The organism is Streptomyces sp. 6N223 (genome assembly GCF_052246635.1).
Lineage (GTDB): Bacteria > Actinomycetota > Actinomycetes > Streptomycetales > Streptomycetaceae > Streptomyces.
Window position 1 is genome coordinate 226,114 of sequence record NZ_JBQQCA010000002.1, and the last position, 22,148, is coordinate 248,261.

Annotated in this window: 19 protein-coding genes; 7 read left to right on the top strand and 12 right to left on the bottom strand. The window is 73.0% G+C overall.

Translation table 11 applies throughout. The features are described from left to right. The first annotated feature begins 54 nt into the window (after nt 1-54). The gene (locus ACTWQH_RS02770; protein ID WP_443284639.1) at nt 55-3,519 is read left to right on the top strand and encodes a PAS domain-containing protein; all 3,465 of its coding nucleotides are present in this window, start codon (nt 55-57) and stop codon (nt 3,517-3,519) included. A gap of 52 nt (nt 3,520-3,571) precedes the next feature. Here the strand turns inward: ACTWQH_RS02770 and ACTWQH_RS02775 are convergent, their stop codons facing one another. From ACTWQH_RS02775 to ACTWQH_RS02795, 5 genes are all read right to left on the bottom strand, one after another. Then, entirely contained in the window at nt 3,572-4,198 is a 627-nt protein-coding gene (locus tag ACTWQH_RS02775; RefSeq protein WP_443284640.1) for a SigE family RNA polymerase sigma factor, read from the bottom strand. A gap of 146 nt (nt 4,199-4,344) precedes the next feature. After that, nucleotides 4,345-5,169: a hypothetical protein gene (locus ACTWQH_RS02780; RefSeq protein ID WP_443284641.1), complete on the bottom strand. Its 825-nt coding sequence runs from the start codon at nt 5,167-5,169 to the stop codon at nt 4,345-4,347. Further along, entirely contained in the window at nt 5,153-5,800 is a 648-nt protein-coding gene (locus ACTWQH_RS02785; protein ID WP_443284642.1) for an RNA polymerase sigma factor, read from the bottom strand. The genes ACTWQH_RS02780 and ACTWQH_RS02785 overlap by 17 nt, the downstream gene beginning before the upstream one ends. Before the next feature lie 226 nt (nt 5,801-6,026). Continuing rightward, nucleotides 6,027-7,610, bottom strand: a complete 1,584-nt coding sequence (locus tag ACTWQH_RS02790) for an amidohydrolase (RefSeq protein WP_443284643.1) — start codon at nt 7,608-7,610, stop codon at nt 6,027-6,029. A 2-nt stretch (nt 7,611-7,612) separates the two neighbouring features. Continuing rightward, a complete protein-coding gene (locus ACTWQH_RS02795; protein WP_443284644.1) occupies nt 7,613-8,956 on the bottom strand; it encodes a lysine N(6)-hydroxylase/L-ornithine N(5)-oxygenase family protein in 1,344 nt (447 codons plus the stop codon). A 91-nt stretch (nt 8,957-9,047) separates the two neighbouring features. Between ACTWQH_RS02795 and ACTWQH_RS02800 the strand changes: the two genes are divergently transcribed. Together ACTWQH_RS02800 and ACTWQH_RS02805 are read left to right on the top strand one after the other, a co-directional pair. Next, entirely contained in the window at nt 9,048-9,995 is a 948-nt protein-coding gene (locus ACTWQH_RS02800; protein WP_443284645.1) for a methionyl-tRNA formyltransferase, read from the top strand. A gap of 77 nt (nt 9,996-10,072) precedes the next feature. Beyond that, entirely contained in the window at nt 10,073-11,950 is a 1,878-nt protein-coding gene (locus ACTWQH_RS02805; RefSeq protein WP_443284646.1) for a glycoside hydrolase family 15 protein, read from the top strand. Here the strand turns inward: ACTWQH_RS02805 and ACTWQH_RS02810 are convergent. The 5 genes from ACTWQH_RS02810 to ACTWQH_RS02830 all read right to left on the bottom strand — a co-directional run bounded on the left by ACTWQH_RS02810 (nt 11,947) and on the right by ACTWQH_RS02830 (nt 16,579). Next, entirely contained in the window at nt 11,947-12,807 is an 861-nt protein-coding gene (locus tag ACTWQH_RS02810) for an ABC transporter ATP-binding protein (protein WP_443284647.1), read from the bottom strand. The two genes, ACTWQH_RS02805 and ACTWQH_RS02810, sit on opposite strands and share 4 nt — an antisense overlap. A 1-nt stretch (nt 12,808) precedes the next feature. Next, nucleotides 12,809-13,879, bottom strand: a complete 1,071-nt coding sequence (locus ACTWQH_RS02815; protein WP_443284648.1) for a FecCD family ABC transporter permease — start codon at nt 13,877-13,879, stop codon at nt 12,809-12,811. Between the two features lie 20 nt (nt 13,880-13,899). Beyond that, nucleotides 13,900-14,898 (bottom strand): FecCD family ABC transporter permease, encoded by a 999-nt coding sequence (locus ACTWQH_RS02820; protein WP_443284697.1) that lies wholly within the window; start codon nt 14,896-14,898, stop codon nt 13,900-13,902. A gap of 150 nt (nt 14,899-15,048) precedes the next feature. Continuing rightward, on the bottom strand, nt 15,049-15,822 hold the full coding sequence (locus ACTWQH_RS02825; protein ID WP_443284649.1) for a calcium-binding protein: 774 nt from the start codon (nt 15,820-15,822) through the stop codon (nt 15,049-15,051). A 364-nt stretch (nt 15,823-16,186) separates the two neighbouring features. Further along, nucleotides 16,187-16,579: a hypothetical protein gene (locus tag ACTWQH_RS02830; RefSeq protein ID WP_443284650.1), complete on the bottom strand. Its 393-nt coding sequence runs from the start codon at nt 16,577-16,579 to the stop codon at nt 16,187-16,189. Between the two features lie 186 nt (nt 16,580-16,765). Between ACTWQH_RS02830 and ACTWQH_RS02835 the strand changes: the two genes are divergently transcribed. From ACTWQH_RS02835 to ACTWQH_RS02845, 3 genes are read left to right on the top strand one after another with little or no spacing between them, the layout of a single operon-like run. Continuing rightward, on the top strand, nt 16,766-17,593 hold the full coding sequence (locus ACTWQH_RS02835; RefSeq protein WP_443284651.1) for a helix-turn-helix domain-containing protein: 828 nt from the start codon (nt 16,766-16,768) through the stop codon (nt 17,591-17,593). Then, the gene (locus ACTWQH_RS02840; RefSeq protein WP_443284652.1) at nt 17,590-17,784 is read left to right on the top strand and encodes a DUF397 domain-containing protein; all 195 of its coding nucleotides are present in this window, start codon (nt 17,590-17,592) and stop codon (nt 17,782-17,784) included. Before ACTWQH_RS02835 ends, ACTWQH_RS02840 begins: the two co-directional genes overlap by 4 nt. 7 nt (nt 17,785-17,791) lie before the next feature. Next, on the top strand, nt 17,792-17,986 hold the full coding sequence (locus ACTWQH_RS02845) for a DUF397 domain-containing protein (RefSeq protein WP_443284653.1): 195 nt from the start codon (nt 17,792-17,794) through the stop codon (nt 17,984-17,986). A 58-nt stretch (nt 17,987-18,044) separates the two neighbouring features. Here ACTWQH_RS02845 and ACTWQH_RS02850 read toward each other — a convergent pair whose 3' ends face one another. Then, nucleotides 18,045-20,327, bottom strand: coding sequence for a tetratricopeptide repeat protein (locus ACTWQH_RS02850; protein WP_443284654.1), 2,283 nt, complete (start codon nt 20,325-20,327; stop codon nt 18,045-18,047). Here ACTWQH_RS02850 and ACTWQH_RS02855 point away from each other — a divergent pair. Continuing rightward, nucleotides 20,326-21,045 (top strand): class I SAM-dependent methyltransferase, encoded by a 720-nt coding sequence (locus tag ACTWQH_RS02855; RefSeq protein ID WP_443284655.1) that lies wholly within the window; start codon nt 20,326-20,328, stop codon nt 21,043-21,045. The two genes, ACTWQH_RS02850 and ACTWQH_RS02855, sit on opposite strands and share 2 nt — an antisense overlap. Here the strand turns inward: ACTWQH_RS02855 and ACTWQH_RS02860 are convergent. Continuing rightward, nucleotides 20,985-21,923, bottom strand: coding sequence for a M20 family metallopeptidase (locus ACTWQH_RS02860; RefSeq protein WP_443284656.1), 939 nt, complete (start codon nt 21,921-21,923; stop codon nt 20,985-20,987). The genes ACTWQH_RS02855 and ACTWQH_RS02860 overlap by 61 nt on opposite strands. Between the last annotated feature and the right edge of the window lie 225 nt (nt 21,924-22,148).

Here is a 22,148-nt window from a genome sequence, read left to right on the forward strand (position 1 = left end):
ACTCGCACGGGGTCGTGCGTTTGGGAACTCTGGGTCAAGGGAGGAAACGACGTCGTGAGCAGCAGGCCAGCGAGGGGCGCTGCTCGCCTCGCCGCCATACTCGACGCGCTGCCCGACGCCCTGTTGCTCGTCAACGGCAACGGCACCGTCGTCAACGCCAACGCCATCGCTGTGGAGACCCTTGAGGTCCCGGGCGCGCCCCTGGTCGGCCGTGGACTCCTGGACATCATCCCCGACTTCGACCCACGCCGTATCCCGGGCTCCATGCGCCGCCCCGAGGAGGACCCCACGGTCCGCACCCCGCCGACCCGCATGGTCGCCCGGCGCACGGACGGCGTGGTGCTCCCCGTCGAGGTGACGAGCGCCGGGCTCAACTCGGGTCACACCCCGTACGCGTACGCCTCCTCCATCGAGGCGGCGTTCGCCGACGACTACTCCGGTGAGGAGCTGCTCGTGCTCGTGGTCCGGGATCTGAGCGGCACGCTGGACACCGAGGCGGAGCTGGTCCGCCAGCAGCGGCAGACGGAGATGATCCTGCGCGCCGCCTCCGAGGGCGTGGTCGGGGTCGACACCGCCGGCCGGATCGTCCTGGTGAACCCCGCCGCGGCGCAGATCCTCGGCCACCGCGCCAGCCAACTCGGCGGCCAGGAGCTGCACCCGCTCATTCAGCACTCGCGCCCCGACGGCACCCCGCTGGCGTTCGAGGAGACGCCCCTGCACGACACGCTCTCCTCCGGCCGCAAGCACCGGGTGCGCGGACAGGTGCTGTGGACCAAGGACGGACGGGCGGTGCCGGTCGACATCACGACCGCGCCCGTGCGCGACGGCGACCAACTCGTCGGCGCGGTGCTGACCTTCACCGACCGCCGCCCGTACGACGCGCTGGCGGCCCGCCACGCGCAGCTGCTGTCCGTGCTGGGCGAGAGCCTGCGCGGCCCGCTGGACCAGCTGCGCACCGAGCTGTCGGCGCTGGCGTCCGACTCCGCCGGGCAGCTGTGGCCCGAGGCCAACCAGGTGCTGCACCACCTCGCCGCCGGATACGCGCGCATGACCACGCTGCTGGACAACGTGCTGAGCTACCAGCGCCTGGACGAGGGCATGGAGAAGCTCGAACGCCGGGTGGTCGCGCTGGACGAGGTGGTCGCCGCCGGGGTGGAGGGCGCGACCGAGCTGATCGGGCCGGGGCGCGCGCAGTTCGCGGTGCACGCCCCCCCGATCGAGGCGGAGGTGGACCCGGACCGGATGGCGCTGGCGCTGGCCCACCTGGTGGCGGACGTCGCGGGCGTGGACGCCACCGGGCAGGCGGCGGGCGGCGCCCCGGCCGGGGACTCCACGATCGTGGTCGCGGCGGCGCGGCGCGGGGACGTGGTGCGGATCGAGGTGCGCGGACCGTACGCCGGCGGCAACCCGGTCCACGAGCCGATCGTGCGCGGCGTGGTGCGCCAGCACGGCGGCGTACTCCAGACGCACGAGGTGCCGGGACCGGGCGGCGCGGACGCGAGCGCGTACGTGCTGGAGGTGCCGGTCACGGCGGACGGCGCGCGCGGGCCGGTGGCGCCGTCCACGCGCGACGCCAGCGGCGACACGACGGTGATGCCGGTGCCCGCGCAGCCCGCGCGCGGCACGGCGGGTACGCCGGGTGCGCCGGGCGCCGAGGTGGCGCGTCGGGAGCCGGCGGAGATAGAGCCCGTGCAGCAGACGCCGTCCGGGCGGCGCCGCAGGCAGCCGTCGCCGGCGCGGGGACAGGCACAGGCCGAGAGCCAGCGGCAGGGCCAGGCGCCGGCGTTGGCTCCCGCACCGGCACCCTCACCCGGCCAGGGCCAGGCCCGGGCCCGGGCACAGGAGGGCGGAAACGGGCGGCGCAGGCGGGCGTTGGCCCCGGCGGCCGAGGCGCCGATTCCCGGGCAGGCCGGTCAAGCGGGGCAGGCGGGGCAGGGCGTGGCCGAACGCCCCACCGGGCGGAGGCGTCGGGTGCAGCCGCCGGCGCAGGGCGGCGAGGCGCAGCAGCGCATCGCGATCGGGCCCGCACCGCAGCAGCAGCAGCCGGGCCAGGTCCAGGGCCAGGTCCAGGGCCAGGAGCAGCCCGTGGAGCCGACCGGCGCCGCGGCGCTGGAGCCGGCCGTGGCCCAGCCCATGCCCGCGCTCCCCGCGCCCGCGCAGGCGCCCGCGCTCGAAGCCGAACAGGCGCCCCCCGCCCAGCCGCAGCAGCCCGAGCAGGAGCAGCCCGAGGCGGAGCTGCCCGAGCAGGAGCCGCCGGAGCAGGAGGGGGCCGAGGGCGAGCCCCGGGTCGAGCACTCCGTGGTCGCCGCCAGCCCGATCCTCGACGGCACGGCCCCCCACCCCCCGTCGCCGCGCCAGCCGCGCGCGCTGCCCATGCCCGGCAGCGAGCGGAACAACCAGGACCCCCGGTCGCTGCCGGGCGTGAGCGTCCGCACCCTCGGCCAGGGCGTACGCCGCCTCCCGCAGCAGACCGCTGGCCAGGCGGCGCCCGCCGCGCAGGCGGCCCCGGCCCCGGCCCCCGCGCCTGCTCCCGCTCCCGCCCCTGCTCCCGCGCGCCGCCGGAAGCTGGCGGCGCCGCCCGCCGAGGACCCGCGCCTGGGCCCGGCCGCCCCGGCAGGCGCTGGCGGCCGGGAGTACGCCATCGGCGCGCCCGCCGCGGGCGCCGTCGAGGGCCCGGAGCCGCTGGACGGCCCCAACGGCGCGGTGGAGGTCACCCACGGCGGCGGCGACGCCCAGGGCGAGCAGAGCGCCGGCGGCCGGGGCCTGCGCCTGGCCGGACCCGCCGACGACGAACTGCCGCCGGAGCCGCTGGACAACCCCCGGCGGCTCCTGGTCTGGCCCGAGCCGGACGTCTCCACCCAGCAGGCGCTCACCGACCGCGGCTACCGGCCCGTCATCGTCCACTCGCGCGAGGAGGTCGACGCGCAGATCGCGGCGTACCCCGCGGCGCTGTTCGTCGATCCGCTGACCGGGCCGATCACGCGCACCGCGCTGCAGTCGCTGCGCCAGGCGGCGGTGGCGGCCGAGGTGCCGGTGCTGGTCACGGCGGGGCTCGGACAGGCGAGCCGGGAGGCGGCGTACGGCGCCGACCCCGCCGTCCTGCTGAAGGCCCTGGCGCCGCGCGACAGCGAGCAGCACCCGCCGCGCGTCCTGCTGGTGGAGGAGCATCAGGCGATCGCCGGCGCGCTGACGATGTCGCTGGAGCGGCGCGGCATGCAGGCGGTGCACGCGCCCAGCGACGCCGTCGCGATGGAGGTCGCGCAGCAGATCCGGCCGAACCTCGTGGTGATGGACCTCAACCAGGTCCGGCGCCGCCGCGCGGGCATCATCGACTGGCTGCGGGTGAACGGGCTGCTGGCCCGGACGCCGTTCGTGGTGTACACGGCGGCCGAGATGGACCCTGCGCAGCTCCCGCTGCTCGCCTCGGGCGAAACGGTGCTCTTCCTCGCGGAGCGCTCCACCAACCCCGAGGTGCAGGCGCGGATCGTGGACCTGCTCACCAAGATCGGCGCGCACTAGGCCCGCAGCCCGCAGCCCGGAGCCCGGCGCCCGGAAAGGCGGGGCCGCGGCCTCAGGCGGCCATCGCCTGCCCGCTCTGCGTGAGCCCGGGCCGGGCGACGTCCGCCAGCTCCGCGTCCTCGCGCAGCTTCGCCAACGCCCGCGAGACGGCGCTCTTGACGGTGCCGACCGAGACCCCGAGCACCTCGGCCGTGGACGCCTCGCTCAGGTCCTCGTAATACCTGAGGACCACCATCGCCCGCTGCCGCACGGGCAGCTTCCGCACCGCGCGCCACATCGCGTCACGCACCGCCTGCTGCTCGGCGGCGTCGGGCTCCGGCCGGGGCTCGGGCTCGGGCAGCTCGTCCACGGCGTACTCGTCGACCCGGCGCTTGCGCCACTGCGAGGTGCGCGTGTTGAGCAGCGCGCGCCGGACGTAGCCGTCCAGGGCGCGGTGGTCCTCTATTCGCTCCCACGCCAGGTAGGTCTTGGTCAGCGCCGTCTGCAGCAGATCCTCGGCGTCACAGGGGTTCGCGGTCAGCGAGCGGGCGGTGCGCAGCAGCAGCGGTCCGCGCTCGCGCACGTACGCGGTGAAGGTCGGCGGCTGGGCGGCTGCCTGGCTGGCACTGCCGCCCGTGCTGCCCTTGCCGGCCTCGGCCGGACCGGCCTGTGATCCGGGCGCTGTCGTGGGCGTGGTCATGCCTAACAAACTAGGAGACATCCACCCTGGTACGGATCGGCCAGAGGTCGCGATGAGGCCTCCGCCCCAGGGTGTACAGGGGGTGCTGCCTACACCTCCCAGAGGTGGAGGCGGGTACGACGCGATCATCAGGGGCGGTCAGGGATTCACCTGATGCCGCCGGCCATTCCGCCCGCTCGCGTGAGCTCCTCGATGCGCTCGGCGAAGTCCGCGTCGGGCAGCGGGAGCTCGATCTCGTCGACGAACCGCACGGCGTCGGGCACGTAATGCACCACGGCGGAGGCCCGCGCCGTGAGGACCTCGCCGCCGCTGCCGCGCAGCCGCGTCAGCACGCGCAGCACCAGGCCGGGGCTGCTGCCGTCCTCCTCCCCCACGCCGGCATCGGCGCCCACGCCGGACTCACCGGCATCAGCCTTCGGGCCGTCACCCCGGTCGGCCTGCCGCCGCCACAGCTCGGCCTCCCACGCCTCTCCCAGCGTCAGGTGGTGCAGGTACAGGCAGTACGCCGCCGCCGCGTCACCCGCCCCGGCCGCGAACTGCCACCAGAAGCGGGCACCGTCCTCGCGCCCGGCGAGCTGGAGCACGCAGCCGAGCACCCGTGCCCCGGCCGGCTGCGGGATACGCCGCCCCAGAAACGCCGCCATGTGCTGGAGCGCGCCCTCCCGCTCCACCACCGTCCGGCACAGCATCCCCAGGTGCCGGGCAGCCTCGCCGGTCCGCGCGGTCGCCGCCGCCCCTCCCGGTCCTCCCGGCTTTCCCAGTCCTCCCAGCCTCGCCGCCGAGCGCATCCCCCCGCCGAAGCCATCGCGGATCTCGTCGTCCAGGCACAGCGCGCTGTAGAGCATCCGGTTGGCGAGGCGGGCGGCGATGCGCGCCTCGGCGGCCTCGACCTCGCGCTCGGTGTACGGGCGCGGCGACAGCACGGCGTGGGCCAGCGCGTCCTCCACGGCCCGTTCAGCCGGTGACCCCATCGCCGTCGCCCCCCTTCCGCTTCCCGCTCCGCTTCCCGCCCCCGTCCAGCCCCAGCGCCTCCTTCAGCCGGTGGCGGGCGTACCGGGCGGTGGAACGCACCCCGGGCACGCTGATGCCCAGGATGTCGGCGGTCTCGGCGGTGGTGTAGCCCATGCAGTACAGCAGCACGATCACGTCGTGCTGCCGCTCGGGCAGCTCGCGGATGGCCTGGTAGATGCACAGGCTCTCCTCCAGCTCCCCGATGGGGTCGACGGCGGTGTGCAGCGCCTGGGTCTCGAAGACGGCGGTGTCCACGACGACCGGCCTGCGCCCGCGCGCCCGGGCCGCGTCGATGGTGCGGTGCTTGAGGATCGTCCAGGCGTACCCGGCTGGGCTGTCGAGGCGCAGCACCTCCCCCCAGTCGGCGGCTAACTGCTCGAAGGTGCGGTCCACCGCCTCCTCGGCGTCCGCCCGCGTGCCGAGGTAGAGCTCGGCCCAGCGCACGTACGCCGGCCGGTAGAGCTGGTGGAAGGCGCGGAAGTCGGCGGGCAGCGGCGACAGGGGCGTGACGCCCGCGAGCGGGACGGCGGACCCGGCGGACCCGGCGGACGCGGCGGACCCGGCGGATGATGACGTCTCTGCCTCGGTCACCGACGGTCCTCCCCGCGCGCGGCGCCCCGTGTGGCGTTGCCCCTGGCCAGAGATGCGTTCACGGACCTTCGGGTCCTCTCCTGTCGTCGTCGAGGCGCCGGCGAGGGCGCCCCGGAAGGCACCGCGTGCGCCTTCTGCCCCTAATAGCGACCAGCGGCCACCAATCGTGCATCGCCGGGATCGTAAAAACACTTACGGAGCGGAGCTTCTCAGTTACGGAAAACGATCACCGTGTGGGGTCCTTTTGCCCCTCCACCTGGCGTCCCTCGACGAAAACGCCCACCACCTCGATGTCCGCGATGCGCGACGGGTCGACGCGGCGCGGGTCGTCGCCCAGCACCACCAGGTCGGCCAGGCGCCCGGGGGCGAGGCTCCCCAGCGCGTGCTCCCAGTGGCAGGCGTGGGCCGCGTCCACCGTGTACGCGCGCAGCGCCTGCTCGACGGTGACGCCCTCCTCAGGACCGATCAACGCGCCCGAGGAGGAGCGGCGTTCGACCATGAACTGGACGGCGCGCAGCGGGGCGCCGTCCACGACGGGCCGGTCGGAGCTGGCGGCCAGGCGTACGCCGTGGTCGAGGAAGGCGCGTCCCCGGTAGAGCCAGGCGGCGCGCTCGGCGCCCATGAGGGCGGCGTAGTCGTCGCCGAAGGACCACAGGAAGCCGGGCTGGACGACGGCCGTCACCCCTGCGGCGGCCAGGCGCGGGAGCTGGTCGGGGCGGACCAGCCCGGCGTGCTCCACGCGGTGCCGCACGCCGGCGCGCGGGTGGGCACGCTGCGCCTCGGCGAGGGCGTCGAGGGCGAGGTCCACGGCGCGGTCGCCGATGGCGTGGATGGCGAGCTGCCAGCCGGCGCGGTGGCCCTCGGCGATCTGGCGGGTGAGCTCGCCCGGGTCGTCGTAGAGCTGCCCGGCGTGGTCGAGCCCGGCGTACGGGCTGCTCAACGCCGCCGTGCGGGCCATCATGCCGCCGTCGGTGAAGATCTTCAGCGCGCCCAGCGCCAGGCGGTCGTCGCCGAAGCCGCCGCGCAGCCCGAGGTCGAGGCCGCGCGGGATGCCGTCGCCGGGGTGGGCGGCGACCTCGTGCAGGGCGGTGGCGGCGACCATGAGGCGTACGCGCAGCGGCAGGCGCCCGGCCTCGCGCAGCCGCTGGTAGGCGGCGAGTTCGACGGCGCTGTGGGAGATGAGGCCGCCGCCGATGCCCGCCTCGGCGCAGGCGGTGACGCCCTGGCGCAGGCACTCCCCGGCCGCGTCGGCGACGGCGTCGGTGAGCTCGTCGAGGGAGTAGGGGCGGCGCAGCGCGCGGGCGGCCGCGGCGGCGCTCTCCGTCAGCAGCCCGTCCTGGTGGGGCACTCCGGCGGGCAGCAGGTCCAGGACCGGGGTGCTGACGACGCAGGCGTGCCCGGAGTCGTGGGCGAGCAGCACCCGGCGCCCCGGCGCGGCCCGGTCGAGCTCGGCGGCGGTGATGTGCCGGCCGAGCGGCCGCTGGTCGTACCCGGCGACATCCAGCCAGGCATTCTCCGGGTGGCGCCTCGCGGCCCGCCCGATCAACGCCAGCACCTCGCCGACGCCGCGGCACCCGGAGACGTCCACGGCGCGCCGCTTCAGCCCGGTCCAGGCCAGGTGGACGTGCGCGTCGATGAACCCGGGCAGCACGGTCGCCCCGCCGAGGTCGACGACGCGGCGCGCGGGCAGACGGGCCACGGCCTCGTCGACGCCGACGATCCGCCCGCCCCACACGCCCAGTTCGTGGGCGAGGGGGTGGGCGTCGTCCATGGTGAGGAAGGTGGCGTTCCTCAGGCGGAGATCGAGCATGCTCAGCCGACAGGAACGTCGGCGCGGCCGAGGAGGGAGGCGACGATCTCGCCGGCGCGGACGGCGGTGTTGGACAGCAGGGTCGAGGTGAGGCCGTGGGTGTGCTCGGTGGCGCCCTGGAGGTATATCCCGGCGGTGAGCTGCCCGGCCGTCGCGACCCGGTGGTCGCGGCCGACGCGCACCGCGTCCTCGTCGTCGCGCAGGCACAGCTTGCCCACGTCGCCCAGGAGCGTGGCGGCGTCGCGCGGCCGGTACCCGGTGGCGTACACCAGCAGGTCGGTGTCCAGTTCCTCCCGCTCGCCGCTTGGCAGGTGCTCGACGGTGACGCGCAGCCGCCCGTCCCGTCCGTCGTCGGCGGCCTCCGCGACCTCGCGGACGCGCGAGACGTTCATCATCCGCAGCCGCTGCCGGCCCTGCACGCGCTCGCGGTAGACGGTCGCGGACAGCGACTCGATCAGGTCCATGTCGACGACCGAGTAGTTGGTGGAGCGGTGGTAGTCGGCGAGGGAGTGCTTGACGCCGGGCGGGGCGGCGTAGAACACGTCCACCGCCTCCGGGTCGAAGATGCGGTTGGCGAGCGGGCTGTCGTCGGCTGGCGTGTAGCCGTACTTGGCGAAGACCGAGCACACCTCGGCCTCGGCGAAGGTGCGGTGCAGGTAGTCCACGGCCTCGGCGGCCGACTGCCCCGCGCCGACGACCACGGCCCGGCGCAGCGGCGTGTCCGGCGCGGGGGCGTGGGTCAGGAGCTGGCTGGTGTGCAGCACGCGCGCGGACAGCTCGGTGCCGGGCGGCAGGTGCGGCTCCAGGCCCGTCGCCACGCACAGGTTGCGCGCGCGGCGGGTGATCGTACGCCGCGGGTCGGCCGGGGCGGCCGGGTCGCGGCTGATGACGTCCAGGTAGCGGATCTCGCCGTCCTCCCCCGTCACCGGCTCGACGGCCAGCACCTCGGCCCCGTACGCCACGAGGTGCTCCAGGCGGGCGGCGGCCCACTCGAAGTAGTCGTGGAACTCGATGCGCAGCGGGAAGAACGTCTTCTGGTTGAGGAAGTCGACCAGCCGCCCCTTCTCGTGCAGGTAGTTGACGAAGGAAAAGCCGCTGGTCGGGTTCCGCAGCGTCACCAGGTCCTTCAGGAAGGACACCTGCATGGTGGCGTCCTCGATCAGCATTCCCCGGTGCCAGCCGAAGCGCGGCTGCATCTCCAGGAAGCCGCTGGATATCCGCTGCCCGGGTGGAGCGGCGGCGTTGTGCTCCTCGATCGCCACGGCCAGCGCGAGGTTTGACGGGCCGAAGCCCAGGCCCAGAACGTCGTAGATGGTGTCCGGACCACTGGGCAGTGTCGTCGTCACTGCGTCATCGCCTCCTGTCGGCAGCCCGGCACATCGTAGGTAAGGTAAGGCTAACCTTTCAAGCGGGAACGACGGAGAGGATCGCAAGGGCATGAGGGTTGCCATGTTCGGCCACCAGACCTGGGGTTACCGCACACTGCAGGCGCTGTTCGACGCCGGTCACGAGGTGGCGCTCGTCGTCACGCACCCGAGAAGCGACCACGCGTACGAGCGGATCTGGGACGACTCGGTGGCCGAACTGGCCGAAAAGCACGGCGTTCCGGTGCTGCTGCGCCGCCGCCCCAACGACCCCGAGCTGCTGAGCGCGCTGCGCGACGCCTCCCCCGAGATCGTCGTCGCCAACAACTGGCGCACCTGGCTGCCCCCGGAGATCTTCCGCCTCCCGCCCCACGGCACCCTCAACATCCACGACTCGCTGCTGCCCGCGTACGCCGGCTTCTCGCCGCTGATCTGGGCGCTGCTGAACGGCGAACGCCAGGTCGGCGTCACCGCGCACCGCATGGACGAGACGCTGGACGCCGGCGACATCCTCCTCCAGCGGGCCGTCCCGGTCGGGCCGAGGGACACCGCCACCGACCTGTTCCACCGCACGGTGGAGCTGATCGGCCCCGTAGTGCGGGAGTCCCTGGACCTGATCGCGTCGGGCCGCGCGGTGTGGCTGCCGCAGGACCGCACGCGGGCCACCTTCTTCCACAAGCGGTCGGAGGAGGACAGCCGCATCGACTGGTCCTGGCCGGCCGAGGACATCGAACGCCTCGTGCGCGCGCAGTCCGACCCGTACCCGAACGCCTTCACCCACCACCGCGGGGAGCGGATAAGGATCGTGGCGGCGTCGGTGTCGGAGGGGCGGTACGGCGGCACGCCGGGCCGCGTCTTCATCCGCGAGGGGGACGGGGTGGTCGTGGTGGCGGGCGCGGAGGCGCGGACGGGCCGGGGCCGCGGCCTGCTGGTGCGGCGCCTGCGCACGGACGACGGCACGGAGCACCGGGCCACGGACTACTTCCGCGCGATGGGGGACTACCTGACGGCGCGGCCGTAGGCGGCTTGGCCGTAGGCGGCCCGGCCGTAGGCGGCGTGCCTCCGCGGGGACGCTTTCCCGCCCTTTACCCTTCAAAAGTGGCCAAAGGGGAATTCGGCGTCGGCACGATCAGCACGATCGGCACGATCGGCACGACCCGCTACCTGCCGGTCGCCGAGCACGGTCTGATCGGCGACCTGCGCAGCGCGGCGCTGGTGGGCACGAACGGCACCATCGACTGGTACTGCTGCCCGCGCTTCGACGCGCCCAGCGTCTTCGCCGCGATCCTCGACGCCGAGCGGGGCGGGTCCTTCGAACTCGCCGCGGACGTCCCGACCCGCACCAAGCAGTTCTACTTCCCCGACACGAACGTGCTGATCACCCGCTTCTCCGCCGACGACGGGGTCGGCGAGGTCCAGGACTTCATGCCGATCGCCGACGACTCGCGCGAGGCCGACCGGCACCGGCTGATCCGCCGCGTGGTGTGCGTCCGAGGATCGCTGCCGTTCCGTGCCCGCGTGGCCCCCCGCTTCGCGTACGGGACGCAGCCGCACACGGTGCACGCGGCGCAGGAGCAGGGCCAGGGCGGCCAGGTGATCTTCGAGTCGCCCTCGCTGACGCTCGCCCTGACGTCGAGCGTCCCGATCGAGGTCGACGGCCCGGACGCCTGGTCGCTGTTCAAGCTGCGTGAGGGCCAGTCCGCCGTCTTCGCACTCGACCGGGTCGGCGGCGACGTGGCGCCCCGCCACTGCCCCGTGTCCGAGGCGGAGCAGCAGTTCAACGCCACCGTCGGCTACTGGCGGCGGTGGCTGTCCCGGTCGCGCTACCGGGGCCGCTGGCGGGAGATGGTGCACCGCTCCGCCCTCACCCTGAAGCTGCTGACCTACGCCCCTACCGGCGCCATCATCGCCGCGCCGACCACCAGCCTGCCCGAGGAGATCGGCGGCGAGCGCAACTGGGACTACCGCTACGTGTGGATCCGTGACGCCGCGTTCTGCGTGTACGCGCTGCTCAGGCTGGGGTTCACCGATGAGGCCGAGGCCTTCATGCGCTTCCTGTCCGAGCACGTCCGCCTCGAAGAGACCGAGGCGACCCGGCCCACCGGCCCGCTGCAGATCATGTACGGCATCGACGGGCGCCACGAGCTTCCCGAACACGAGCTGCCACACCTTGAGGGCTACCAGGGCTCGGCCCCCGTCCGCGTCGGCAACGGCGCCGTCAACCAGCTGCAGCTGGACATCTACGGGGCGCTCGTCGACTCCCTCTACCTCTACGACAAGTGGGGGCAGCCCATCTCCAGCGCCCACTGGGACAACATCAGCAAGCTCGTCGACTGGGTGTGTGACCACTGGGACCAGCCCGACGAGGGGATCTGGGAACCCCGCGGCGGGCGCAAGAACTTCCTCTACTCCCGCCTGATGTGCTGGGTCGCGATCGAACGCGCCATGCGGCTGGGCCGGCACCGCGGGCTGCCCGCCGACCTGGTGCGGTGGGGGCAGGCCCGCGACGCGATCTACCGCCGGATCATGCGCCACGGCTGGTCCGCCGAGCGGCACGCCTTCGTCCAGTACGAGGACGGCCACATCCTCGACGCGTCCCTGCTGATGATGCCGCTGGCGAAGTTCGTCTCCCCCACCGACCCGAGGTGGCTCTCCACGCTGGACGCGCTCGGCGACGACCTCGTGTCCGACTCGCTGGTCCACCGCTACGACCCGCAGATCAGCCCGGACGGGCTGCGCGGCGAGGAGGGCACCTTCTCGATCTGCTCCTTCTGGTACGTCGAGGCACTGACCCGCGCCGGCCGCCTGGACGAGGCCCGGCTCGCGTTCGAGAAGATGCTCACCTACGCCAACCACCTCGGCCTCTACGCCGAGGAGATCGGCCACACCGGGGAGCAGCGCGGCAACTTCCCGCAGGCCTTCACCCACCTGGCCCTGATCAGCGCCGCCTTCAACCTCGACCGCACGCTCGGTTAGACGGCCGTCGCAGCCTCGTCGTGGTGGCGGCTGATCGGCACCACCATCGGCGTGCCGCTGACCGGATCCGGCCCGATGCGGCAGCGCAGCCCGAAGACCTCGTCCACCGTCTCCTCCGTGATGACCTCGTCCGGGGTCCCCTCCGCCACGACCTGGCCCGCCTTCATCGCGACGATGTGGTCGGCGTACCGGCAGGCCTGGTTGAGGTCGTGCAGGACCATCACCACCGTGCGGCGTTCCTTCCGGTTGAGGTCGGTGATCAGGTCGAGCACGTCGATCTGGTGCGCGAGGTCGAGATAGGTCGTCGGCTCGTCCAGCAGCAGCACCGGCGTCCCCTGCGCCACCGCCATCGCGATCCACGCCCGCTGCCGCTGCCCGCCCGACAGCTCGTCCACGGTCCGCGCCGCCAGCTCGGTCATGCCGGTCGCGGCGAGCGCCGCGTGCACCGCCTCCTCGTCCGCCCGCGACCACTGGCGCCACCACGTCTGGTGCGGCGAACGCCCCCGGCTGACCAGGTCGATGACGGTCAGCCCCTCCGGCGCGACCGGCGCCTGCGGCAGGATTCCGAGCCGCCGCGCCAGCTCCCGCGTCGGGATGGCGTGAAGGGCCCGCCCGTCGAGGTGGATCACGCCGCGCTTGGGGGCCAGCAGCCGGGCCAGCGCGCGCAGCAGCGTCGACTTGCCGCAGGCGTTGGCGCCGACGATGGCCGTGATCCGCCCCGGCGGCACCGCCAGGTCCAGGTCCTCGGCCACCACCCGGTCCCCGTACGCCAGGCGCAGCCCGCCGGCCCGCAGCTCCGGGTCCGACTCCCGCTCGCTCCGCTTGGACATGTCCGGCATCTCATCCATCTCAGCCATCTCAGCCTCCCGACCCCGCGCGGTTGACGCGGATGAGCAGCCACAGCAGGAAGGGGGCGCCCAGCACCCCGGTGACGACGCCGACCGGCAGCTCCGTGTCGGAGATCAGCTCCCGCGCCACCAGGTCGGCGAAGAGGACGATGAACGCCCCGGTCAGCCCGGACGCGATCAGCGGTGGCCACGCCGCGCCCACCAGGCGTTGCGCGATCTGCGGCGCGGCGAGCGCGACGAACGCGATCGGCCCGCCCACCGCCGTGCCGAACGCCACCAGCCCGACGCCCACGAGCAGCAGCGCCAGCCGCACCCGCTGCACCGGCGTGCCGAGCGCCCGCGCCAGGTCGTCGCCGAGCTGGAGCGTGCGCGCGAGGCGGCTGAGCAGCAGCGCGGCCGGCACCAGCACCGCCATCGCCCACATCAGGGGCCGAAGCTGCTCCCAGGTGCGGCTGTTGAGGTTCCCCACCAGCCACCCCAGCGCCGCCTGCGCCTCCAGCACCCGGCCCCGGGCGGTGAGGTAGTCGGTGATGCTGGTGCAGATCCAGGCCACGCCGATGCCGACGAGCACGATGCGGTAGCCGGTGGTGCCGCGCTTCCACGCCAGGGCGTAGATGAGGAGGGCGGCGGCCAGGCCCCCGAGCAGCCCCAGGGTCTGCGTGCCGAGCCCGCTGCCCCACCCCAGCACGATGCCGCCGACGACGGCCGCCGCCGCGCCCTGCGTGATGCCGATCATGTCGGGGCTGGCCAGCGGGTTGCGCGTGATGGTCTGGAAGATCGCCCCGGACATGCCGAAGGCGACGCCGACGAGCAGCCCGGCCAGCGCGCGCGGCAGCCGGAACTCGTGCACCACCAGCCACGTCCCCACGTCCCCCGTGCCCGCCAGGGCGCGCAGCACGTCGGCGACGGGGATCGACACGTCGCCGATGGACAGGCCGAGGAGGAACAGCCCGAACACGGCGGCGGCCAGGACGCCGCAGACCACGAGCTGGCGCGGCCGCAGGAAGCCGGAGACGGGCGGCGTCGCGAGCCGGAACGTCCGCCGCCCGGTCAGGGTGGTCAGGGCTGTCTCTCTTTCCATTTCTGTTGCCATGGCGTCTGTCACACCTCCGCGAGCCGCTGCCGCCGCACCAGCGCGATGAAGAACGGCCCGCCGAGAAACGCCACCAGCACCCCGGCCTGCACCTCCACCGGCCGGGCGATCAGCCGCCCCGCGATGTCGGCGGCCAGCAGCAGGCACGGCGCGAGCAGCGCGGAGAGCGGCAGCAGCCAGCGGTGGTCGGGGCCTGTCCCGGCGTACTGCGCCATCACCCGCGCGATGTGCGGCACGACGAGCCCGATGAATACCACGGGCCCGATCAGGGCCACCGCCGCGCCCGTCAGCAGCGTGACGGCCGCGACGCCTTGCAGGCGTATCAGCCCGGTGCGGCGGCCGAGCGCGGTGGCCACGTCCTCCCCCAGCGCCAGGCTGTTCAACGCCGGCGCGCAGGCGAGCGCGAGCAGCGCGCCCAGCACCAGGAAGGGCACGACGGACAGGAGCTGGTCCCCGTCGGTGTCGGCCAGCGACCCGGCCGACCAGAAGCGGAAGCGGTTCAGCGCCTCCGGCTCCGTGAGCACGATGGCGCTGGTGAGGGACGACAGCGCGGCGGTGATGGCCACCCCGGCGAGCGCGAGCTTGACGGGGTTGAGCCCCGAACGCCCCACGCTGCCCAGCAGATACACGCCGACGCTGGCGATGAGCGCCCCCGCGAAGGCGAACCAGATATACCCATACACCGAGCCGAGACCCAGCACCGCGCTGGCGAAGACGATCGCGAAGGAGGCCCCCGCGCTGACGCCGAGGATCCCCGGATCGGCGAGCGGGTTGCGCGTCACCGCCTGCATCAGCCCGCCCGCCAGCCCGAGCGCCGCGCCCGTGGCGAGCGCGAGCAGGGTGCGGGGGACGCGGGCCTCGAAGACGATGTTCTCGACCTGCCGGTCGGGCGCGTCCCCCAGCAGTGTGCGCAGCACGTCGGCGGGCGGGATGTCCCGGGCGCCGAGCGCGAGCGATACCAGGCTCAACGCCGCCACGAGCGCGAGGAGGGCCAGCACCAGCAACATCGGGCGCGGGCGTATGCCCAGGCCCTCGCCACGGGTGTTCAACGTTCCGTCTCCCCATCTACCCCATGCGGGCCCGCGCACGCGTTCAAGTAAGGCAGACCTTACCTCAGGGATGCCCGGGACCTCGGGGCGAAGGGGGTTCGGTCACGGTCAGTCCTGGTGGATCACGTCGTCGCCGGTGCCGCCGTCGATCTGGTCGGTCCCCTGGCCGCCTTCGAGCACGTCGTCGCCCGCGTCGCCGAACATGGTGTCGTTCCCGGCGTTGCCATGGACGCTGTCGTTCCCGGCCCCGGCGTGGAGCTCGTCGTCCCCGGCGGCGCCCTTGAGCCAGTCGGCCCCGTCCCCGGCGTGGATCGTGTCGTTGCCCCACTGGCCGTTGAGGTTGTCGTCGCGGTCGGTGCCGGTGAGCGTGTCGCTCCCGCCGCCGCCGATCTGCCACTCCGCGCCGGTGATGGTGTCGTCGCCGTCGTCGCCGTTGAACTCGTTGTACAGCAGCGAACCGCCGCTGTCGGTCAGCACATCGTCGCCGGCGCCGCCGTGGACGACCTGCCACACCGACGCCCCCGCGTCCAGCGTGTCGTCCCCGTCGTCCAGGAAGAGTTCCACGCGGAGGTGGGGCTCCTCCGGGTCAGCCGTGATCGTGCACATCACGCGCGTGGCGTCGGCCTCGTCGGGATGGGTGCAGCCCGCCCCGGCCTCGATGGGCACGACGTCGTCGATGACGACTTGGAGGCGCTCAGTCCCGTCGGTGACGGTGACCTCGTTGACCTGGCCGACGGCGGCCCGGTACTCGATCACGGAGCCGTTCGGGACCTCGGCCGTCGCCCCCTGCTGGGCGGCCGACGCCGGCGGTGCCCACAGGCCGAAGGCCGCCGCACTGCCCGCGAGGGAGGCAACTCCCAGCGCCGATAAGGATGTCCGCATCGCGGATCTCATGGGTCTCATGGGTGTCATGGGCGTCCATGCTCATGGCGGCCGGAGCGGCGGTCAATCCCGCCTGGATCGCCCGCCGCTCGCGTGACGTGGGTGGCCACTCGCCGGACGGCCCCGGGAGCTCCGCCCCGGGCGGGATCCGCACCATTCGCCGGTCAACCCCTCACGGCGGCGCCGACTGCGACAAAATGGTTCGTTCTGGCGGCGATTTCGGTGCGGTTCGTCGCAGTCGTGGGGATCATGCGGGGTCACTTTCGCAGGTTGGCGTTGGTCTGCGATTCCTGGTTCTTCTTCTTGACCTTGGCCAGCAGTTCGTCGCGCCGGTTGGGGTCTTGCTTGAGCCGCTTCTCTCCGCTCACCGCTGGGCCTTCCTCCGCGCGGCGTCGATGTCCACCAAGCGCGGCGGGACGAGGTCGGACGGCTGGGCGATCCAGGTCGAGCCGTCCGCCAGCCCGCACAGCTTCACGCGCTTGCGGCTGCCCGCGATGACCTCCCCGACGAGGCGGTGGCGCGGGTCCCACACGACGGTGCCGACGCGCAGCCCTTCGCTTCGGGTGTCGGGGTGCGTGTCCAGGAGACGGGTGAACCGGTGCGCGGTGTCCAGCGGCAGCGGCGCGATGGCGATCGTCGAACGGGTGCCGATGTGCTCGACATTCACCTGCACCTCCTCCAGATCGAGGAGCGCGAGCAGGTCCCGGATGGCGTCCCGGACGGCGAGGACTTCGTGATCGGCGGGCGCGAGCGGCAAGATCCGGTTGTGCGGGGCGGGTTGTGCGGGTGTGTGAGCCACAAGATCCACTGACTTCCTGTTGCGTGGCGTAACTGACCTGCTACAGGCTTGTCTGTCCAGGCGGGCTCAGGAAGAGCAAGATCGGTGACAAGGCAGCCGTCTACGTGGACGGTTGCCTGGTCAACGGCTCGGGAGGGCAAGACGATGGCTGTGGAACATGACGGAGAGGACCCCAACGACCCCAGCGCCAACGCCCTGGTGCACTTCGGCGTTGAGATCGCGGAGGAACGGAAACGGCACGGGTGGTCCCTGGCGGACCTGGCCAAGCGCATTCCCTGCGACAAGAGCCTTGTGCACAAGATCGAGAAGGCTCAGCGCATTCCGTCGCTTGAGTTGGCGGAGGCGTGTGACAGGGAGTTCAAGGCGAACGGGCGTTTCGTCCGGCACTGGAAATGGGCCATCAAGTACGCCTTCCCGGCGTGGTTCCAGCGCTACGTCGAACTGGAGATGGAGGCGACGTCGATTCGGCTCTTTCACTCCGGACTGGTTCCTGGGCTGCTCCAGACCGAGGAGTACGCCCGGACCGTCCTGCGGGCCGGGCGGCCCCGTGACCTGGAGGGTCTGGTGACCCTCCGCATGGAGCGCCAGGCGATCCTTTCGCGTAAGAACGCACCGGATCTGTGGATCATCCTGGATGAGGAGGTCTTGCGGCGGGAGGTCGCGGCGGGGGACGTGATGCGCGCCCAACTTGAACGCCTCCTGCGCATCGCCGAGATTCCACAGCACGTCGTCCAGATCATCCCGGCCAGTGTCAGGAACTACCACGGGTCGTTCTGCCCGTACGGCATCCTCTCGTTCGATGAGGGAGCGGACGTCGTGCACGTGGACGGCTTTCCACGCGGCTATCTTCTGGCCGAACCTGGCGACGTCAGCGAGGCAACGCGGGCCTATGATCTACTCAAAGCGACCGCCCACTCACCCGACAAGTCGGCGGCGCTGATCAACTCCGTGTTGAAGGATCGGTACTCATGACCAGCCCAACCCCCGTCCCCGACAGCGCTTGGCGCAAGTCCAGCTACAGCGGCAGCAACGGGGGCGAGTGCCTTGAGGTGGCGGACGGCGTCCCGGGCGCCATCCCCGTCCGCGACAGCAAGAACCCCGGCCCGGCCCTCACCGTCCCCGCCGACACCTGGCGGGCGTTCGTGGCCCACGTGAAAGTCTGAGGAGACCATGACCGCCGCATCCTCCACCCCACCCAGCGCTTGGCGTAAGTCCAGCTACAGCGGCAGCAACGGGGGCGACTGCCTTGAGGTAGCGGACGGCGTCCCGGGCGCCATCCCCGTCCGCGACAGCAAGAACCCCGGCCCGGCCCTCACCGTCCCCGCCGACACCTGGACCGCGTTCATCGAGCACGTCAAGGGCTGACCCTTTCTCCCTCAACTGCCGCCGCCCCGGGCACCACCCTCGGTGTCCGGGGCTTTGCCTACTTCGTGTTTTCTAACCTGGCACGCCAGTAGGCGAGACCGGCCTGGCTGTTGAGGGTGTCGGGGTGGTCGGGGCCCAACACCCGCAGCCGATCGGCGAGCAACTCCCCCAACGCCACAACGGCACCAGCCGCATCCCCCGCCCCACCACGAAAGTGAGCAAGCATGCCCCGTGTCGTGAGGGTGTCAGGATGGTCCGGACCCAACACCCGCAGAAATTCGGCGAGCAACTCCCCCAACGCCACAGCGGCACCAGCCGCATCCCCCGCCTCACCACGAAAGCGGGCGAGGTTGCCGCGCGTGATGAGGGTGTCAGGATGGTCCGGACCTAACACCCTCACCCGATCAGCCAGCAACTCCTGCAACGCCACAACGGCACCAGCCGCATCCCCCGCCTCACCACGAAAGTAGGCGAGCATGGCCCGCGCCATGAGGGTGCCGGGATGGTCCGGACCTAACACCCTCACCCGATCAGCCAGCAACTCCTGCAACGCCACAACGGCACCAGCCGCATCCCCCGCCTCACCACGAAAGCGGGCGAGCATGGCCCGGCTGTTGAGGGTGTCGGGGTGGTCGGGGCCCAACACCCGCAGCCGATCGGCGAGCAACTCCTCGAACGCCGTGGCAGCGACAGCAGCATCCCCCGCCTCTCCGCCCCAATAGGCAAGGGCGTGCCGAACACTGAGGGTATCGGGGTGGTCCGCGCCAAGGTGGGCATCGATGGTGTCAGCCAGGTGGCGGTAGTGGTTGCGGGCTGCCGCGGGCTGCCCGGCCTCGCCGAGGCTTCTACCCGCCCGGAACAGCACCGAGTGGGCCGCAGGCTGGAGAAGGGCTTCCTCGGCATTGCGGGCCATGACGGAGGCGTTAGCGCGTAGCGCATGGGCGAAAGCGGTGTCGCGTTCGATCTCCGGCCAGGCGGCGAGCAAGGCGTCACCGGCGGCGCGGGCAAGAGCGTGGCGCTGCTCGTCCGTGAGGGTGTCGCGTGTGGCTCGCTGGATGAGTTGGTGGATGCGGACGGCGTGGTGCGTGTGGTCGATGAGGCTCATGCGGTGCAGGGCCCGCAGGGCGGCGGTGGCGTCTTCGGCGGTGACCGGGTCGGTGCGGTTCTGGCTGAGGTGCGCGAGGGCGGGCTCGCTGGTCAGAACAGACTCCGGGATGCCGTTGGAGTCGAGCATCGAGGCAAGCTGAAGCATGGGGCGGGCCAGACCCGCCGGGCGGAGAGTGTCGGCGTGGGCGATGGACAGCGCCCAGGTGGCGGCGACGGTCGCGGCCTGGTCGTCGGGCAGTGAGCCGTCTTCGGGGACGAGGTCGGCGAGGTTCCTCCGCCGATCCGCCAGCAGGATCCGGTACTCGGCGCAGGACAGGCCCGTATCGGTGACGTACGCGGCGGCCTGGGACAGCGCCAACGGCAGGTAGCCCAGGTCGTGGGCGAGGGCGGCGAGTTGCTCGCGCGGCTCCCTGCGCCCGTACTGTGCCAGGGCGTCGGCGAGGTGCGACACCGCCTCGGCCTCGGTGAACAGGCCCACGTCCACCACCCGGCCCCGACCCACCAGCGCCGCGTCCCGGCGTCGGGTGGTCACCAGCGTCCGACCGGTCGGTGACGCGGGCGGCCACAGGCCGCGTACATGAGCGGGATCGGTGAGGTCGTCCAGGACGATCAGCCACCGACAGGGCGGCCTGGCGTTGCGGCCCTTCGGCTGAAGCCACGCCAGAAAGGCGCGCGCCGCCCGCTCGGCGTCGCTGCGGTCGGTGCCGCACAGCTCCTCCCCGGCCTGGGCGTAGCCGTCCACGATCGCGTCGCGGCTGCTGGCGCTGATCCACACCAGCACGTCCAGGTCCGTCCCCGACTCCCAGGCGGTGCGGGCGTAGTCCGCCGCCAGCTGCGTCTTGCCGACCCCGCCCATGCCGGACAGCACCTGGCACAGCACCGCCGTGCCCCCGCCCTCGACCGCCTCCCGCAGCCGCCGCGCCTCCGCGCGCTGCTGGAACGCTCCGGCCTGCGGCGGGATGGCGCCGACCTGGTGCGGCCACGCGGCCAGCCGCCGAGGCGTTCCGACCGCGAAATCCCCGTGCACGACGCCGACCGCGATCGAGCCGTCATCAGCGGCGATACGCGCATCCCGCCCGGCGGCCAGGCCACCCTCCCCGGCCGACTCCCCCGGCTCCCCCTCGTTCACCCGGCTCCCCTCCCCGAACGCGGTATCGGTGACGCCATAGGCACCGTAGCGCCCGCAAGGGGAGTCCCCCAATGTGTCAGTGGCGGCTGGGAGGATCGCCGCCATGAGCGGTCAATCCGCCGCCATCGCCGACTTCTGGAACGCCGCGGCCTCATCCTTCGACGAGGAGCCGGATCACGGCCTGCGGGCCGACAGCACCCGGGGGGCATGGGCTGACCTGCTCCGCTCGTGCATGCCAGCCCCGCCCGCTGAGGTGCTCGATGTCGGCTGCGGAACGGGATCGCTGTCCCTGCTGCTGGCCCAGGCCGGGCACCGCGTCACGGGAGTCGATCTGTCTTCGGAGATGATCGAGAAGGCCCGCGCCAAGCTCGCCGCCGCGCGGGCGGAAGCCCGTCTTCTTGTGGGAGACGCGGCAAGGCCACCGACAGGCGGCAGGCTGTTCGACGTCGTGCTGTGCCGACACCTGGTGTGGACCCTGCCCGATCCCGAGGCGACGTTGCGTCGGTGGGTCGGGCTGTTGCGTGAGGGCGGCCGCTTGGTGCTCGTCGAGGGACAGTGGCGACGGGAGGCAGGAGAGGGCGGGGAGGCCGGGGAGAGTGCGCGGCCGTATGTGGCCGGTGCCGGTGCCGACGCCTTGCCCTGGCTTGGGGGGATCAGCGCGGCGGATCTCGCGGCGTGTGTCCGCCCACTGGTCGCTGATCTGCGTGTCGAATCGCTCAGCGGCATTCCGGAGTTGTGGGGCGGCCCGGTCGCCGATGAACGCTACATCGTGATCGGCGAGATCGCGTCCGCGCCCATGAGATCGAGGACCGCGCGGTGGTAGACGGCGTGCACCCGCGGCAGCTCCGCGAGGTGGGCGCGTTCGTCGGTACCGTGCAGGCCCTCGTAAGGGACGCCGAAGCCGGCGGTGGCCGGAATGCCGTCGCCGAAGCCCGCCAGCATATTGCCGATGTTGGAGGGGCCGGCGACCTTGGGCCGCACCGTCAGGCCGGTCGCGCGCGCGGCGGCCAGCAGGGCGGCGGCGGGCTGCTCGTGTGGTTGGAGCCGGTACGGGGGCCAGGAGGCGACCGGCGTGACCTCGGCGTTGAGTTCGGCGGCGGCCCGGCGTACCAGCGTCTCGGCGGCGTGCGCGTCGAAGTCGGGGGTGGTGCGCACGTCCACGTTCAGCTCGCAGCGGTCGGGGGTGACGGAGAAGCCCTGACCGCCGTGGATGGCGGTGACCGTCAGCTTGGGCGGCAGGGGGAACCCGGGGGCCGCGGCGGGCGGAGCAGCCGCGTCCAGGAGGCGTACGAGGTGCGCGGCTCGCGAGATCGCGCCGGTGACCGTGCGCCGGGAGCCGGAGTGCCCGCCGGGGGCGCGGACGGCGATGGTCGCCCGCCACAGGCCGCGACCGCCGACGACGACCTCGTCCAGGCCCGGGTAGCCGATCATCACCCCGGCCGGGCGGGCGGCGCCCCCGTCGGCGAGGTAGGCGCGGGCGCCGCCGAAGCCGCCGGTGTGTTCGTCGGCGTCGAGCAGGACGGCCAGCCCGCCCCGCAGCTCGGCGGCGTGCCGGTGCAGGTCGGCGGCGATGTGACAGAAGACCGAGGCGGCGAGCTTGGAGTCGGCCGCGCCACGGCCCCGCAGCCAGCCGCCGACCACGTCACCGGCCGTGGGCGGGAACGACCACGCCCCCTCGTCGCCGAAGGGCGCGGTGTCCACGCAGGCGTCCAGCGCCCACCAGGGCCGGTTCGGCCGCCTGCGATCTCCACCAGCAGGCCGACCGCGCCGCCCGCGTCGTCGTGCAGGCGGCGGTGCGGCAGCGCGCGCCGAGCCAGCCACGTTTCCAGCACCGTCAACACGCCGTCGTAGGAATCGATTCCGGCCCGGCTCGGCCGCCGGATCAACTCGCGCGCCAGCTCGACGACGGACGCCGACCGCCGGGCG

Bases quoted from the DNA above. Each gene is read 5' to 3' on its own strand.
- ACTWQH_RS02775 (WP_443284640.1), bottom strand. From the start codon at position 4,198: ATGACCACGCCCACGACAGCGCCCGGATCACAGGCCGGTCCGGCCGAG.
- ACTWQH_RS02780 (WP_443284641.1), bottom strand. From the start codon at position 5,169: ATGGGGTCACCGGCTGAACGGGCCGTGGAGGACGCGCTGGCCCACGCC.
- ACTWQH_RS02790 (WP_443284643.1), bottom strand. From the start codon at position 7,610: ATGCTCGATCTCCGCCTGAGGAACGCCACCTTCCTCACCATGGACGAC.
- ACTWQH_RS02800 (WP_443284645.1), top strand. From the start codon at position 9,048: ATGAGGGTTGCCATGTTCGGCCACCAGACCTGGGGTTACCGCACACTG.
- ACTWQH_RS02810 (WP_443284647.1), bottom strand. From the start codon at position 12,807: ATGGCTGAGATGGATGAGATGCCGGACATGTCCAAGCGGAGCGAGCGG.
- ACTWQH_RS02815 (WP_443284648.1), bottom strand. From the start codon at position 13,879: ATGGAAAGAGAGACAGCCCTGACCACCCTGACCGGGCGGCGGACGTTC.
- ACTWQH_RS02820 (WP_443284697.1), bottom strand. From the start codon at position 14,898: ATGTTGCTGGTGCTGGCCCTCCTCGCGCTCGTGGCGGCGTTGAGCCTG.
- ACTWQH_RS02825 (WP_443284649.1), bottom strand. From the start codon at position 15,822: ATGCGGACATCCTTATCGGCGCTGGGAGTTGCCTCCCTCGCGGGCAGT.
- ACTWQH_RS02835 (WP_443284651.1), top strand. From the start codon at position 16,766: ATGGCTGTGGAACATGACGGAGAGGACCCCAACGACCCCAGCGCCAAC.
- ACTWQH_RS02840 (WP_443284652.1), top strand. From the start codon at position 17,590: ATGACCAGCCCAACCCCCGTCCCCGACAGCGCTTGGCGCAAGTCCAGC.
- ACTWQH_RS02845 (WP_443284653.1), top strand. From the start codon at position 17,792: ATGACCGCCGCATCCTCCACCCCACCCAGCGCTTGGCGTAAGTCCAGC.
- ACTWQH_RS02855 (WP_443284655.1), top strand. From the start codon at position 20,326: ATGAGCGGTCAATCCGCCGCCATCGCCGACTTCTGGAACGCCGCGGCC.
- ACTWQH_RS02850 (WP_443284654.1), bottom strand. From the start codon at position 20,327: ATGGCGGCGATCCTCCCAGCCGCCACTGACACATTGGGGGACTCCCCT.